Source organism: Pseudomonas sp. R11F (genome assembly GCF_050312575.1).
Classification (GTDB): Bacteria; Pseudomonadota; Gammaproteobacteria; order Pseudomonadales; family Pseudomonadaceae; genus Aquipseudomonas; species Aquipseudomonas palleroniana.
In genome coordinates, this window is the sequence record NZ_JBNPJU010000036.1 from 34058 (window position 1) to 49895 (window position 15838).

Genomic DNA, 15838 nt, shown 5'->3' on the forward strand with positions numbered 1-15838 from the left:
GCAAAAAAATCAAAAATAATCGCATTCGCCTCTCACGCTTTTACTGCCTCGTTGCACATAGGTAGTAAGAACAACTGTTAGGCGATCACCATCGTGCTGCGTTCCCTCCTTCCCAAGCGTCATTTTCGGTCTGCCCAGGCCGTGAGCCTGTCAGTACTGATGGCGGGGGGCTGCAGCAGCAGCATGGCTTGCAGCTTGGCCGCCGAGCGAGATTACGCGATATCTCGCGGCACATTGAGCAACGCGCTGCTTGAAGTGGGGCGTCTGAACGGGTGCTCGATCGTGTTTGATCCGGGCTTGATCAGCCAGATGCACAGTGAGGGCGTTCGCGGCCATTTCAGTGGCTATGACGTTGCGCGGATGCTTCTGTATAGCTCGGGGTTCGAGTTGGTACTCACTGCCAACGGAACCCTGACCCTGCAGCCAGCGGATGTCCAGGTCAAGCGTGCGAGTGCGGGGAGAGGCGTGTGACCAATATGAATGTGCGTGTAGAACAGCTCCCTCGCGGGCGCGGCTGGGATGCCAGCCAAATTGGCGAGTTTGCCGAGCTGAAAAAAAGCCGCTTGCCTATCGTCACGGCGTTCAGCTTTGCCGTGCTGATTCATGTGGCGGCGCTGGCCCTGCTGGTCACCCAGGTCAGCAAGCGAGAGTTGACGATGGAGGCTTCCGCGCCGGTCACCAGTGTACGCGTGAGCCTGGTCGCCATGCCGCCACCGCCACCCGTGGTGGTGCCGCCACCGGTGGTCGAAGCTCCGGTGGCGCCGGAGCCTGCCGTGCTCACCAGTGAGTCGGCAACCCGCACGATAGAACAGGCGCCGCCCAAGCCCGAGGCCAAGCCCAAGGAAGTAAAACCCAAGATCAAGCCCAAGCCTGTGATCAAGCCTGAACCGAAGAAAACGCAGCCTGTGGCCGAGCAAAGACCGGTCGAGCCGAGCCCGCGCACTGAAACCAAGCCTGACCCGAATTCAACGCAGGCCCAGGCGGCACCCGTTGCGCAAAAGCTGATGGATCTGCCCTCTGCAGTGCCCAAGGACGTGCCTTCCGTAGGTTGCCGCGTGCCGGCCCCGGAGTATCCGCGTAGAGCCCGGCGCCTACATGCCCAAGGGCAAGTGCTGGTACGCCTGGAGATCAACCCTAAAGGCCTGGTACAGCGCGCGGATGTGGTTCGCAGCAGTGGTAACGAAGACCTTGACGAGTCCGCGGTGACCGCCGTACGCGGCGCTGTTTGCAACCCTTATATAGAAGGCGGCCAGGCCATCTCGGTGCGCGCTGTGCAAACCGTTGACTTCAATTTGAGCAAATAACCGCTCGACGATGCTCGAGTGCCACAGAAGAGGATTGATCATGCAAGAGATGGGGTTGGCCTACGCTTGGCAAACAGCGGATATGGTGTCGAAAACGATCGCTTTCGTACTGCTGATCATGTCAATACTCAGCTGGGGAGTGATGATCATCAAGGCTGGGCAGTTGATCAAGCTGCGCAGCATGACACGCCGAGCGGTGACGTCGTTCTGGCGTGCCGAAAGCTTCGAAGAGGGCGTGAAACAGCTCAATACCGGCCCCGGCAATCCCTTCGTCCATCTGGCCCAGGCCGGCGTTGCCGCGAATGCTCACCAGCAGCAACAGAGCTCCCAGTTGAACAGCCGGTTCGACCTGAGCGACTGGTTGGCACGCTGCCTCAAGGATGTGGTGGAGGAGCATTTGTCACGCTTGCAAATGGGCTTGGCGGTGTTGGCGTCGATTGGCAGCACCGCACCGTTCGTGGGGCTTTTTGGTACCGTTTGGGGTATTTACCACGCGCTCAAAGTGATAGGAACGTCGGGCGATGCGTCCTTGGCCCAAGTCGCGGGGCCTGTAGGTGAGTCGTTGATCATGACGGCGTTTGGCCTGTTCGTGGCCATCCCCGCTGTGCTGGGTTACAACGCGATTGCGCGGCGTAACAAAAGTGTCAGTCATGCGCTGGGGCGGTTCGCTCACGACCTGCACGCTTACTTCCTCACCGGCGCCCGCGTCAGCATTGCCGGCAATGCGGTACAGCCTACCGTGGCACCTTCCGACAAGTGCTCCGATACCCTCGTTGAGAGGGCACGGGCATGAGCATGGGTGGCTCGCAATTCGATGCCAACGACGTGATGTCCGATATCAACATGACGCCGTTGATCGACGTCATGCTGGTGTTGTTGATCATCTTCATCATCACGCTTCCAGTCATCAATCACGCAGTGAAACTCGAGCTGCCCAAAGCCGACAGCCACGCGATGGAAAAGCAGCCAGATGCGATCGATGTATCGATCACCGCCGACGGCCAAGTGCTGTGGAACAAGGAAGCGCTGGATGACGAGCAACTCAAACAACGTATCGCCGTGGCCGCCGTGCAGGATCCCGTGCCCAATGTGCGCTTGTTCGCCGACAAGGCAGTGCGCTACGAGCGGGTCGCCACCGTGTTATCCGCTGCACAAAGTGGTGGCCTGAGCAAAATCGACTTCGTGACTGAAGCCAAACCCGCAACGCCTTGAGCCCTTTGGTACCCCTATGACCAGTGCCGTAAAAACCACTGCCAGGCCCTCGCTCGCCCAGCTTTTGCTGCCCTACTGGGTTTCTGAAGACCGGTATTGGGCCTGGGGGCTTCTGGCGACCAATCTTGCGATCAACTTCGGCTCGGTCTACGTGTCCCTCACGGCCATGCGGGTTGTAGCAAAAACCACGGATGCCTTGGTTGCACGCGATTGGCCGACGTTGTGGGGAGCGCTGGGATTGGGGCTGGTGCTGGGGATGACCATGGTGTTTCTGGCCATCATCAATTATGCAGCGCAGGATTACCTGCGTATTCGCTGGCGAACCTGGATGACTCACGGCTTTATCCACCAGTGGACCGCTGACCAGCGATTTTATGGGATAGAGCGCGACGGGCTGCTTAGCAATGCGGACCAGCGTGTGGCCGAAGACATCGATGTATTCGTGCAGCGTGCGCTGTCCTTGAGTGTAGGAACACTGACAGCCGTAGTGAATGCTTTCACATTCGGTGCGGTCTTGTGGTCACTGTCCGGTACTCTCGAGTTCGACCTGGCCGGAACCCACCACGCGATTCCTGGTTATCTACTCTACGCCGCGCTCCTGTATTCACTGCTGGGTATGCTGATCGCGCAATGGATGGGCAAGCCGCTGATAGCCCTCAATGCGCGCAAGCAGACTGTCGAGGCGGACTTCCGAGCGCTGGGCATGAACCTGCGCGAAAACGCTGAACAAATCGCATTTTATCGCGGAGGGCCTCAAGAGGGGCGCCGCATGATGGGGCAGTTCCGAGAGATACAGCTCAACTTTATCGCGTTGGTGATCCGCACCTCCAAGCTATTGATCACTAACGTAACCTACTTTCACATCGGGAGCCTGGTTCCCACCGCATTGTCGATGCCGCGCTACTTGTCAGGTGCAGTCTCTCTGGGGGACGTCACTCAGGTTACCGCGTCTTTCGAGCGCGTTCATTCCTCGCTGAACTACTTCATCACCAGCTATGTCGACTTCAGCATCTGGCTGGCTTCTGCCAACCGGTTGCGTGACTTCAAGGCGGCGCTGGACAAACTGCAATTCAACCGCACGGGTATCCAGTTCAAAAGCTCAAGCGAGGCGGTATTGACTGCGTCGCCTCTGGCGCTGCAGGCACCCACTGGCGAACTGCTGAGCCACTTGGCCGCCATCCGTATAGAGCCAGGCCAGCGCTGGCTGATCAAAGGCCCCTCCGGTTCCGGTAAAAGCACGTTGATGCGCGCGCTTTCCGGGTTGTGGCCCCATGGCAACGGCGACATCACACTGCCTGGAGCTCAGGCCACCACGCTGTTCGTCCCGCAAAAAAGCTACATTCCAGAAGGCAGCTTGAAAGCCGCATTGTGCTACCCGGATGGTGAAGCCAGGTTCACCACGGAGCAATGCCGGCAGGCGCTTCTCGATGTCGGCTTGACCGAGCGAGCGGGGTCATTAAGCGTATGTGACGACTGGCAGAAAGTACTCTCTGGCGGCGAGCAGCAGCGCCTGGCCATTGCGCGGGTGTTGTTGCAGCAACCGCAATTCGTCTTTTTTGACGAGGCCACCAGCGGGCTGGATATAGCCAGCGAGCGCGCGCTGTATCAGGTGGTGTTCGAGCGCCTGCCCAACAGCGCAATTATCAGCATCAGTCATAACCCGCAACTCGATTCCTACTACCCACATCAACTGAACGTCACCGGCGCGCGACAGGCGGTGCCGGCATGAGTGCTACTGAGCAAAGAACCGACAGCAGCGCGCTGCGGCCGGGTATAGGCCGCCTGGTAATGGGGTTCTGGGTTTCAGAAGATAAGTGGCTGGCCTACCTGTTATTCGCTGTGTGCGTGAGCATTACCTTGGGTGGCGTGTACGTCGCCGTGTGGGCGAACAAAGCCGGTGGCAACCTGGTCGATGCGCTGGTCGCACGGAACTGGGCAACGCTGTTTCCCGTGTTGGTGCTCAACTTTGTGTTGGCCTTGGCCACACCGGTACTGATGATCGTCGGGTCGGTGTTCCGCCAGCTACTGGAGTTACGTTGGCGGACTTGGCTGACCCGTCACTATGTAGAACGCTGGACGCAGGCCAACCACTTTTTCGAGCTTGAGCGCGAGGGCATGCTTGGCAACGCCGATCAGCGTATCGCTCAGGATGTCGCCCAGTTCGTCGACATTACCCTCAACAACATTCTCAACATCATTCAAGTCGTGGTCAGCGCCGTGTCCTTCGGGGTAGTGCTCTGGGGGCTTTCGGGTGAGTTGTCATTCAGTGTATTCGGGCTGGCCGTGGCCATTCCCGGATACCTGTTATTGGCTGCTTTCGCATACACCCTTGGCCAACTGGCTGTGGTGCATTGGGCGGGCAAGTCGCTGATAGGCCTCAATAACCACAAGCAGACGGTTGAAGCCGAGTTTCGTTTCCTGGCGATGCGCCTGCGCGAAAACGCGGAGCAGATCGCTTTCTATCGTGGCGGCGAAACAGAAGGCCAGCGGTTATCCGGCGCATTTATGCGCGTGCGTAGCAACTGGGTGGCGATCATCAGGCGGACCGCCAGGCTGATGTTCGCCCGCGACACCTATTCCGAGGCTCTTTCGCTGCTGCCTCTGTTGCTTGCGTTGCCGCGCTACATGAGCGGGGATATCAGCCTTGGCGACGTTGCGCGCATCCGGGGTGGCCTCGGCGGGCCTGCCGGCGGTGCATTCGGCGCAATGACCAGCGTTTTGAGCCTGTTCGTGCAGATATACCCAACCTTTACCCTCTGGTTGGCGCTGGTTAACCGGCTGCGGGACTTCAGTTGGGCAATTAACAAGCTCGATGCGAAACCCAGCGGCTTTGAGCTGCAGCGGGGCGGCGACCGATTGATTTGTCGCGATGTGCACCTGCTCAAACCTTTGGGCCAACCTATGCTTTCGCTCAAGTCGCTCGACATCAGCCAGGGTCAGCGTTGGCTGATCAAGGGCGCTTCCGGACGGGGCAAAAGCACCTTGCTGCGCGCCATCGCCGGCCTGTGGCCACATGGCAGCGGGCTGATACAGACGCCTGGCCATTGGCAGGTGATGTTCGTTCCCCAGCGCAGCTACACGCCTACCGGCACACTCAAGGCAGCACTCTGTTACCCCGCCGAAGCGACTCAGTTCAGCGACGCGCAGTGCGAGCAGGCACTGCGTGATTGTCGGCTGCCGCAATGCGCAGTGTTGCTACAGGAAGAAGCAGCGTGGCAACACAAGCTGTCCGGCGGTGAACAGCAGCGGCTGGCGTTCGCCAGGCTGCTACTGCAACGCCCGGACCTCGTGTTCCTGGATGAAGCCACCAGTGCGCTGGACGCTGAGACCGAAGCCGCCGTTTACCGCCATATGCTCGCTCAGTTGCCGGCCACCACGATCGTGAGTATCAGCCACCGGCCCGCCTTGGACAGCCTGCACGACCACGTGCTCGATCTGGACGCGCCACCGCCGTTCTCATCCAACCATCCGCAGCGTGAAGGCGCTTCTGGATATTCTTTCTGAATCGGAGTTACCCATGGATCATCAGTTCGCTTATACCGAGGAACAATTGGCAGAAGTGGCTCATGAGCTGATCGCGCAGGCCCAGGCGGCTGGTGCGAGCGATGTAAAGGTCTCACTCTCGGAGATGGCCGGCCTGAGCGTCGAGGTCATGGACGGCCGTGTGAACACACGCTCGCAACATGCCAAAAGCGGGCTTTCCCTCACGGTTTTTCGCGGTGACCGACAAGGCACCACGCATTCCACCGATTTCAGCGCCGCCAACCTGCAGCGCATGGTCGGTAAAGCGCTGGATATCGCCCGCTACACCAATGAGGACCCGCACGCGGGATTGGTGGATGGCGACGGGCTTAGCCGTTTCTACGCAGACCTCAAGCTTGATAACCCCTGGGACCTGAGTATCGAGCAGGCACTTGAACACGCCCATCGCGTTGAGGCCGGCGTACGCGCGGCAGGCAATGAAGTGCGCAGTGACGGAGCCAGTTTGAGCACGTCGCGCTCGCAATTCCAACTGGTCACGTCACGGGGATTTTGCCGGACCGCGATCCGTACCGACCACAACATCTCCGCCAGGGTAATTGCCAATCGCAATGGGCAAAACAAGCCGGACTCGTGGAGTGATTTTCAAATTGCACCGCACCGCCTCCAGACGCCGGAGGCAACGGGTGAGCGCGCTGCGCGATCTGCACTTGAAGCCTTGGGTGGACGCTCGATCAGTTCGCGCAGTTGCCCGGTGCTGTTTGCCTCCAGAGCGGCCCACAGCCTCACCCAGCATTTTTTCCAGGCGGTAAGCGGGGGCGAGCTGGCACGCGGCTCGAGCTTTCTACGCGACAGCCTTGGCCAAGTGGTTTTTGCCGAACACATTGACCTGCTTGAGGACCCCTTCCTTGTCGGTGGCACGGCCAGCGCCTGTTTCGACACCGATGGCGTCGCCGGGCAGCGTCGCGCCGTGGTCGAGCAGGGCAGGGTCAACGGCTATTTTCTCGGCGCCTACGGTGCCCGGCGCCTCGGCATGGCCAGTACCGGCAATGCCCAGGGAGCCCACAACCTTACCCTCAAAAGCCGGCTGACGCGTGCCGAGGACGACCTGCCCGGCATGCTGCGCAAGCTGCATACGGGGCTTCTGGTCACCCACCTCATGGGCGATGGCGTGCGCCTGGCCTCCGGTGATTATTCACGCGCGGCCCAAGGCTTCTGGGTTGAAAACGGCCAGATACAGTTTCCGGTCGAGCAAATCACCATCGCCGGGCATCTGCGCGAGATGTTCGCCGGCATCGTCGCGGTGGGAAGCGACACCTTGACCCTGGGCAATATCAGCAGTGGCTCAGTCCTGATCGACCGGCTGCGAGTCGGCGGCCAATAACTTGTAAATCTGAACGGAGCGAACCCTATGAGCGAATTGATTCAAGACCTGTCCCTGGCGACCTTCGACGCCCTGGTGACTGATTCCGAGCTGCCAGTGCTGGTGGATTTCTGGGCGCCTTGGTGCGGCCCGTGCAAGATGCTTGCGCCGGTGATCGACCAGCTGGCCGAAGAGTATGACGGCCGGCTCAAGGTCATGAAATGCAATATGGATGAAGTCAACGCACAGGATCCGGAGGCCGGCAAGGCACGGTTCCAAGTGGCGGGTATTCCCGCCCTGGTGATTTACCGAAACGGCCAAGAGGTAACACGGGTGGTCGGTGTGCAGTCGCGTCTGCGGCTGCGCGGTTTTATCGATAAGGGGATTGCGGCCGACGCCGAATGATCATCCACCTCCTTTTGAACGAGCTAGCCGGGATATCATGAACGCACCTCATACCCACATAAATAATCTGCAGGCCGCCAGGCAGTTGCTGCTCGAGCCCTATGGGCTGGACGAGCGTCTCTTGGCGCGCGTCCTGGACGATGTCATGACGCATCAGGTCGACTTTGCGGATTTATATTTGCAATCGGTCAAACGAGAGCGCTGGAATATCGAAGGCGGGCTGATCAAGTCTGGTTCGTTCAGTGTCGATCAGGGCTTTGGCCTGCGGGCGCTTGACCAGGACCAAAGTGCTTTTGCCTACTCCCAGCAGATCAATGAGCGGTTCCTCATGGAGGCTGCGCGTGCAGTGCGCACCATTGCTCGCCCCGGGGGTAAGCCGATTCAGGTCAACCTTCAGCCGACTGCGCCGCAGGCGCAGTATGCCAACGTCGATCCGATCGACTCCGTGGGTACGGATGCGAAGGTCGCAATCCTGAAAAACATCGACCGTATGGCCCGCGCCATGGACCCGCGGGTAGTCAACGTCTTCGCCATGATCGAAGTAGAGCAACAGACCCTCATGGTCATGCGCCACGATGGACGCCTGGCTGCCGATGTGCGACCGCTGGTCATCGTGCAAATGAACGTGATGGTCGCCAACGGCAAGCAACGCGAAATGGCCAGTACCGGCCTCGGTGGGCGTTATGCGCTGGAGACGCTGGACGAGGCCAGCATCAGCCAGGAATTGCGCAAGCTGGTCGATGGCGCATTGCTCAATCTTGACGCCATTCCCAGCCCGTCCGGCAGTATGCCGGTAGTGCTGGGGCCCGGTTGGACCGGCATTCTTCTGCATGAAGCCATGGGCCACGGGTTTGAAGGTGACTTCAATCGCCTGGGGACTTCCGCCTACAGCGGGCGCATGGGGGAGAGGGTGGCGCCCAAAGGCGTCAATGTGGTCGACGATGGCTCGCTGGTCGGCCATAGGGGCTCGCTGAATATCGACGATGAGGGCGAAGCGGGACAATGCACGCCGCTGATCGAGGATGGGATCCTGTGCGGCTACATGCACGACAGCCTCAGCGCCCGGTTGATGAACATGGCACCTACCGGCAACGGCCGGCGCCAGTCATATGCCCATTTGCCGATGCCTCGCATGACCAACACCTTCATGCGCAACGGCGACTTGGAGCCTGAGGAAATCATCGCTTCAGTGAAGCGGGGCCTTTACCTGGCCACTCCAGGCAGCGGCCAGGTCGATATCGTCAGCGGTCAATTCACGTTCCAAAGTGCGCTGGCCTACCTGATCGAAGACGGCAAGCTGGTTGCCCCCGTGCGCGGGGCCACCCTGACAGGCAACGGCCCGCAAACGCTCAGCCAAATCAGTATGGTCGGCAATGACCTGGCGCTGGACCCAGGCATGGCGGTCTGTGGAAAAAGAGGCCAGAGCGTACCGGTCAGCGTTGGGCAGCCCACACTGAAAATTGACAATCTTATCGTTGGAGGGACGGCCTGAGCCGTCTCTTACAGGAGCCCCGCATGTCTCTGGTCAACTACCGTCGCGAAGGCACACTCGCGCTGCTGCAACTGAATAACCCGCCTTTTAACGCCTTCAGCGAAACTCTGCTGGATGATTTCGCTCACTGCCTGGCGCTTTACGAGCAGGACGATGAGGCGCGACTGGCCGTCGTTCATGGACAAGGCGCGGATTTCTCGATCGGAGCCTTGGGGCACGAGTTGGGCTCGGTGTACAACAGCGACGCCGCCCGACCGCTGGTGAACGCGGTGGAGGCTTGTGCGAAACCGCTCATAGCCTTGATGCACGGTCGCGTGCTGGGGGCGGGGCTGGAGCTCGCGCTGGCGTGCCATTGGCGCGTGGCAACCGTGACCGCCCGCATCGGGGTTCCGGAAATCCACATAGGTTTGCCACCGGGAGCCGGCGCTACCCAGCGCTTGCCACGGCTGATCGGGGTTGAGCCAGCCTTGAATATGTTGTTGGAGGGCACAATCATCACCGCCGAGCAGGCCCGAGACCTCAAGCTGGTCGATAAGGTTTTGGAAAAGGATGGGTTGGGTGACTTCAAAACGATCGCAGAATGGGCCGCGATGCTCGGAGTGCCTCAACAGACCCGCAACCGCAGTGATCTACTCGCGCAAACGCCGGAGGGCTTCTTCAGCGAATTCCGAGCCGCCAGACCCGCAGAATTCTTTGTGTACAAAGGCAAGGCCGCCATATTGCAGGCGATGGAAGCTATCGACCCGGATGAGTTTGACAAGGGCTATGAGCTGGAGGAAAGCCTTTACCTGGAGGTTGAGCAATCCGGCCAGAAGAACGCCTTGATGAACAGCTTCATGCAGGACGAAGCTGCGGCGTGGCGTACGACAGGACGGCCCGACGAGCATGCGCCATCGATAGGCGCAGTGACGTTGACAGGAGCGCAGCTTCCGCTCGGCTGCAAACAGAGTGTCGATGGATTGCAGGTGAACTGGATCAAGCCTCATGAAATGCGCTCCCAGACATTGACTGCTCTGGAGGCCGCAGATGTATGGCTGGACTTCACCGATGAGCCACAGGCATATCGGTTGGAGACCTTCGCCAGCTATTGTGCGGCCATGAAGCCGGGCGCGGTTATTGTTTATGCAATTCGCGAAGGGGAGAGCATCGACCTGCATCAGCTCCCCGAACAGATACAAGGGCATGCGCTGTTGCCTGCTTTTGTCTACGGCACAGGCCCCAAGTCACTCCTGCAGTTCTGGGCTCGTGAGTCGAATCAATCCAGTCACGTCCAGTTGGCAGTACGTGGTGGGCGCGCCGTAGGGCTGGCGTGCATGCATTCATCTGGACAGCGAATGTTGGGACCAGAAATGAAGGCCGGTTGGATAACCGACTTCAATAGCCTCCTGCACCAGGGGGTAAGCCTGGAATCTATCATGCGAGTTTGCCAAAGCTTCGGTCTGTCGCTGGAGGCTCTGCAATGGTCGCCACATGGCTCCCACCAAACCACCGAGCTCGACTGCCCACTCGACGATAAAGACGTGCTCGACGCCATTCTCTGCTCTATTGCCAATCAGGGCTGTCACCTGCTGAGCGCTGGGCTGGCGATGAATCCTGCGGATATTGATATGCTGGTCACCCGCGGCTATGGCTACCCACCCTACCAGTCTGGCCCCATGGGGCGCTGGGCGCAAAACGTGCTGGCGCTGCATGACAACCTGGTGAAGTTGCAGGCGCGTTTTGGTGAAAACTGGGAACCCGCCCCCATGCTTAAAAGGCTGGCTGAGGGGTTACGCGGCGCTACGGTTTAAGGTGAAAAACTGAGGATGTTCCACGTGGAGCATTTTTAAAATGTTATCCACACGGCAATAAAAAAGGCCAACGCTAAGCGTTGGCCTTTTTTTAGCACGCAGTCAGACTTGATCAGAAGTCCAAGTTGGACACCGCCAAGGCATTGCTCTCGATGAAGTCACGGCGAGGTTCGACCGCATCCCCCATGAGGGTGTTGAAGATCTGGTCTGCGCCAATGGCGTCTTCAATGGTCACGCGCAGCATGCGACGCTGGCTTGGGTCCATGGTGGTTTCCCACAGCTGATCCGGGTTCATCTCACCCAGACCTTTGTATCGCTGGATGGTATGACGCTTGGTGCTTTCAGCCATCAGCCAGTCGAGGGCTTCCTTGAATTCCTTGACGGGCTTCTTGCGTTCGCCACGCTGGATGTAAGCGCCTTCGTCCAACAGAGTGCTCAGTTGAGCGCCCAGGGTAACCACGGTCTTGTAGTCATTGCTGCCGAAGAAGTCGCGGTTGAAGGTGACGTAGTTGGACAGGCCGTGGGAGATCAGTTCGACCTCGGGCAACCACACGCCACGTTCACGATCTTCACGCAGGCTGGCTTTGTAGACCAGGCCGGATTTCTCGACGGTACGCAAGCGCACTTCGTATTGAGCCAACCATTCCTGCATGGCCGCGTGATCACCCAACTGCTCCAGGCTGACCGCCGGCAGGTAGATGAAGTGCTCGGTCAGTTCCTGAGGGTACAGGCGCGACAGACGCTTGAGGGTCTTCATCACCATGCGGAAGTCGTTAACCAGACGCTCCAGTGCCTCACCGGAGATACCCGGCGCCTCGTCGTTCAAGTGCAGGCTGGCATCTTCCAGGGCCGACTGCGTCATGTACTCTTCCATGGCGTCGTCGTCTTTGATGTATTGCTCTTGCTTGCCCTTTTTCACTTTGTACAACGGCGGCTGGGCGATGTAGATGTAGCCACGCTCGATCAGCTCCGGCAACTGACGGAAGAAGAAGGTCAGCAGCAGGGTACGGATGTGCGAACCGTCGACGTCAGCATCGGTCATGATGATGATGTTGTGGTAGCGCAGCTTGTCGATGTTGTACTCGTCACGACCGATGCCGCAGCCCAGTGCCGTGATCAAGGTGCCGACTTCCTGGGAAGAAATCATCTTGTCGAAACGGGCTTTCTCGACGTTGAGGATCTTGCCCTTCAACGGCAGGATGGCCTGGGTACGACGGTTACGACCCTGCTTGGCGGAGCCGCCAGCAGAGTCACCTTCCACCAGGTAAAGTTCGGAGAGGGCAGGGTCCTTCTCCTGGCAGTCCGCGAGTTTGCCTGGCAAGCCGGCAATATCCAGCGCGCCTTTGCGGCGGGTCATCTCACGGGCTTTACGTGCTGCTTCACGGGCACGTGCGGCGTCGATCATCTTGCCGACTACCAGCTTGGCTTCATTTGGGTTTTCCAACAGGAAGTCGGAGAAGTATTTGCCCATCTCCTGTTCCACTGCGGTCTTCACTTCGGAGGACACCAGCTTGTCTTTGGTCTGGGAGCTGAACTTGGGGTCCGGTACTTTTACCGAGATGATCGCGGTCAAGCCTTCACGCGCATCGTCACCGGTGGTGGCGACTTTGTGCTTCTTCGCCAGGCCCTCGGCCTCGATGTAGGTGTTCAGGTTACGCGTCAGTGCGGAACGGAAACCCACCAGGTGAGTACCGCCATCGCGCTGTGGAATGTTGTTGGTGAAGCACAACAGGTTCTCGTTGAAGCTGTCGTTCCACTGCAGGGCGATTTCCACGCCGATGCCGTCTTCACGCTGGATATTGAAGTGGAACACCTGGTTGACCGCGGTCTTGTTGGTGTTCAGGTATTCAACGAACGCACGCAGGCCACCTTCGTACTTGAACAGTTCTTCCTTGCCGCTGCGCTCGTCCTTGAGGACGATACCCACACCGGAGTTAAGGAAGGACAGCTCACGAATACGCTTGGCGAGGATATCCCAGCTGAAGTGGATATTCTTGAACGTCTCGCTGGAAGCCTTGAAGTGAATCTGGGTACCGGTGGTTTCACTGTCACCCACGATCGCCATGGGTGCCTGAGGCACGCCATGCACGTAGGTTTGCTCCCAGATTTTGCCGCTGCGGCGAACGGTCAACACCAGCTCTTCCGAGAGGGCGTTTACTACCGAAACACCTACGCCGTGCAAGCCGCCAGACACTTTATAGGAGTTATCGTCGAACTTACCGCCAGCGTGGAGCACGGTCATGATGACCTCGGCCGCCGAAACGCCCTCTTCTTTATGCACATCAACCGGAATGCCGCGACCATTGTCGCGCACAGTGATGGATTCATCCGGGTGGATGATGATGCTGATGTCGTCGCAGTGACCGGCCAGCGCTTCGTCGATGGAGTTGTCGACCACCTCGAACACCATGTGGTGCAGACCGCTACCATCATCGGTGTCGCCGATGTACATACCGGGACGTTTGCGTACGGCATCCAAACCTTTCAGCACTTTGATGCTGGTCGAGTCGTACGTGTTTTCTTCGCTCATGCCTTCACTCCCGATGGTCGTGGGTCTGGGTGATACGGCCCTGTTCCACGTGGAACAAAGCGACTGGCGTTTCCGTCTGCCAGCCTTCCCTCAATAATTCATGGTCTACACAGGTGATGAACACCTGGCAGCGTAAGTCTTCCAACAAGCGGCATAGCGAACGGCGGTGCTGCTCATCGAGTTCAGATGGCAGGTCATCCACCAGATAAATACACTGACCGCGCCGGGCCTGGCTAACCAAGTGACCCTGGGCGATACGTAAAGCACACACCACCAACTTCTGCTGGCCGCGCGACAAGATATCCGCAGCGTTGTGTGCGCCCAATCTGAGGCGCAAATCAGCACGTTGCGGGCCAGCCTGTGTATGGCCAATTTGCTGATCCCGTTGCAGGGATGTGGCGAGCACTGCACTCAGTTCACGCTCTTTATCCCATCCGCGGTAGTAGCTCAGCGTCAGCCCTTCGAGATCCAATAGTTCTCTTAAGGTCTGCTCAAAGACTGGTTTCAAGGCTTTGATATAAGCACGGCGGTATTCATCTATTTCGTCGCTGGCCAGGCACAGTTCCCGGTCCCAGGCCGCTTGTGAAGCGGCGTCAAGTGTACCATGCCGCAGCCACGAGTTCCGCTGCCGCAGGGCCTTCTGCAGGCGCTGCCAAGTGGCCATGAATCGTGGTTCCACGTGGAACACACCCCAATCGAGGAATTGCCTGCGTATTTTGGGTGCGCCTTCCAGCAAGCGAAAGCTATCAGGGTTGATCAATTGCAACGGCAGAATTTCGGCAAGTTGCGCCGCACTCCGCGCGTTTTGCCCATCAATGCGAATTTGAAACTCCCCACCGCGATCCCGAGATATCCCCAGGCTGCTATGCCCACCTTCAGCCAGCTCAACTTGGCCAAATACCGTGCACGCCAATTGTTCGTACTGAATGACGGGTAACAGCCGAGCACTGCGAAACGAACGGGCGAGCCCCAGCAAATGAATGGCTTCCAGCACGCTGGTTTTACCACTGCCATTAGCGCCGTGGAGGATGTTGATGCGGGGGGAGGGGGAGAAGGTCACCGGGTGCAGATTGCGCACCGCGGTGACCGAGACGCGACTGAGGGACATCTAGCTTCTGCTGAGCATAATTACAGGCGCATCGGCATGACAACGTAAGCCGAGTCGTCGTTATCGGATTCTTGCACCAGGGCGCTGCTGTTGGAGTCCGACAGAATCAGGCGAACCTGTTCGGTAGTCATTACACCCAATACGTCCAGCAGGTAGCTCACGTTGAAGCCGATCTCCAGCGAGCCGCCGTTGTAGTCGACGCCCACTTCTTCTTCCGCTTCTTCCTGCTCCGGGTTGTTGGCCTGGATCTTCAGCTGACCGTTAGCCAGTTGCAGACGGATACCACGGTACTTTTCGTTGGACAGGATCGCAGTACGGCTGAAGGCTTCACGCAACGCCTGACGATCGCCGAGTACCAGCTTGTCACCACCTTTAGGCAGTACGCGCTCGTAATCCGGGAATTTGCCGTCAACCAGCTTGGAAGTGAAGGTGAACTCGCCGGTAGTTGCACGGATGTGGTGCTGACCCAGGACAATGCTGACGTTGCCATCGGGCTCAGTCAGCAGGCGCGCCAGTTCAAGGATACCTTTACGCGGGACGATCACCTGGTGACGATCCGGCTGGCCGATGTCGGCCTTCATCGAGCACATTGCCAAGCGGTGCCCGTCCGTGGCGACAGCACGGATGATGCCTTCCGACACTTCCAACAACATGCCGTTGAGGTAGTAACGCACGTCCTGCTGCGCCATGGCGAAGCTGGTACGCTCGATCAACCGACGCAGCTTGCTCTGTTCCAGGCTGCACGTCAGCGAGCCGGGGCCCTCTTCTACAGTCGGGAAATCATTGGCCGGCAAGGTAGACAGGGTGAAGCGGCTGCGGCCGGCCTTGACGACCAACTTACCCTCATCCACCTTGATGTCGATCAGGGCGTCGTTCGGCAGGCTCTTGCAGATGTCCATCAGCTTGCGCGCCGGCACCGTGATCTCGCCAGGCTCGGCGGGCTCTTCCAACTGCACACGACCGACCAGCTCGACTTCAAGGTCGGTACCGGTCAGGGACAATTGCTGGCCTTCGACTACCAGCAATACGTTGGAAAGCACCGGCAAGGTCTGTCGGCGCTCGACGACGCCCGCGACCAGTTGCAGGGGTTTCAACAGGGCTTCGCGTTGAATGGTGAAATGCATGGTCTAGTCCCTTGCCTTAATAAGCTGCGC

13 protein-coding genes are annotated in these 15838 nt (G+C 58.9%); 10 read left to right on the plus strand and 3 right to left on the minus strand.

The window, feature by feature from the left end; translation table 11 throughout:
* Positions 1-93: 93 nt before the first annotated feature.
* Genes ACQRBV_RS09125 through ACQRBV_RS09170 form a run of 10 tightly spaced genes read left to right on the plus strand, consistent with a single transcriptional unit; the run spans position 94 to position 11046 of the window.
* Entirely contained in the window at positions 94-471 is a 378-nt protein-coding gene (locus tag ACQRBV_RS09125) for an STN domain-containing protein (RefSeq protein ID WP_411984868.1), read from the plus strand.
* Positions 472-476: 5 nt separating this feature from the next.
* Positions 477-1304, plus strand: a complete 828-nt coding sequence (locus ACQRBV_RS09130) for an energy transducer TonB (RefSeq protein ID WP_232965744.1) — start codon at positions 477-479, stop codon at positions 1302-1304.
* 40 nt (positions 1305-1344) lie between these two features.
* Positions 1345-2097, plus strand: coding sequence for a MotA/TolQ/ExbB proton channel family protein (locus ACQRBV_RS09135; protein WP_411984869.1), 753 nt, complete (start codon positions 1345-1347; stop codon positions 2095-2097).
* A gap of 2 nt (positions 2098-2099) precedes the next feature.
* Positions 2100-2516, plus strand: coding sequence for an ExbD/TolR family protein (locus ACQRBV_RS09140; RefSeq protein WP_232965733.1), 417 nt, complete (start codon positions 2100-2102; stop codon positions 2514-2516).
* Between the two features lie 16 nt (positions 2517-2532).
* Complete coding sequence (locus ACQRBV_RS09145) at positions 2533-4245, plus strand: ABC transporter ATP-binding protein/permease (protein WP_411984870.1); 1713 nt, start codon at positions 2533-2535, stop codon at positions 4243-4245.
* Positions 4242-6020: an ABC transporter ATP-binding protein/permease gene (locus tag ACQRBV_RS09150; RefSeq protein ID WP_411984871.1), complete on the plus strand. Its 1779-nt coding sequence runs from the start codon at positions 4242-4244 to the stop codon at positions 6018-6020. The genes ACQRBV_RS09145 and ACQRBV_RS09150 overlap by 4 nt, the downstream gene beginning before the upstream one ends.
* Before the next feature lie 13 nt (positions 6021-6033).
* Positions 6034-7380 (plus strand): TldD/PmbA family protein, encoded by a 1347-nt coding sequence (locus ACQRBV_RS09155; RefSeq protein ID WP_411984872.1) that lies wholly within the window; start codon positions 6034-6036, stop codon positions 7378-7380.
* A 27-nt stretch (positions 7381-7407) separates the two neighbouring features.
* Positions 7408-7764, plus strand: coding sequence for a thioredoxin (trxA, locus tag ACQRBV_RS09160; protein ID WP_198761079.1), 357 nt, complete (start codon positions 7408-7410; stop codon positions 7762-7764).
* Between the two features lie 37 nt (positions 7765-7801).
* Positions 7802-9256, plus strand: a complete 1455-nt coding sequence (gene tldD / locus ACQRBV_RS09165) for a metalloprotease TldD (protein ID WP_411984873.1) — start codon at positions 7802-7804, stop codon at positions 9254-9256.
* A gap of 23 nt (positions 9257-9279) precedes the next feature.
* Positions 9280-11046 carry an enoyl-CoA hydratase-related protein gene (locus ACQRBV_RS09170; RefSeq protein ID WP_411984874.1) on the plus strand — a complete coding sequence of 589 codons (1767 nt, stop codon included), beginning with the start codon at positions 9280-9282 and terminating at the stop codon, positions 11044-11046.
* A gap of 112 nt (positions 11047-11158) precedes the next feature.
* Here ACQRBV_RS09170 and gyrB read toward each other — a convergent pair whose 3' ends face one another.
* Genes gyrB through dnaN form a run of 3 tightly spaced genes read right to left on the minus strand, consistent with a single transcriptional unit; the run spans position 11159 to position 15808 of the window.
* Entirely contained in the window at positions 11159-13576 is a 2418-nt protein-coding gene (gene gyrB / locus ACQRBV_RS09175) for a DNA topoisomerase (ATP-hydrolyzing) subunit B (RefSeq protein ID WP_060756560.1), read from the minus strand.
* A gap of 4 nt (positions 13577-13580) precedes the next feature.
* Positions 13581-14684, minus strand: a complete 1104-nt coding sequence (gene recF, locus ACQRBV_RS09180; protein ID WP_034101623.1) for a DNA replication/repair protein RecF — start codon at positions 14682-14684, stop codon at positions 13581-13583.
* Positions 14685-14704: 20 nt separating this feature from the next.
* On the minus strand, positions 14705-15808 hold the full coding sequence (gene dnaN, locus ACQRBV_RS09185) for a DNA polymerase III subunit beta (protein WP_060756562.1): 1104 nt from the start codon (positions 15806-15808) through the stop codon (positions 14705-14707).
* Positions 15809-15838: the final 30 nt, after the last annotated feature.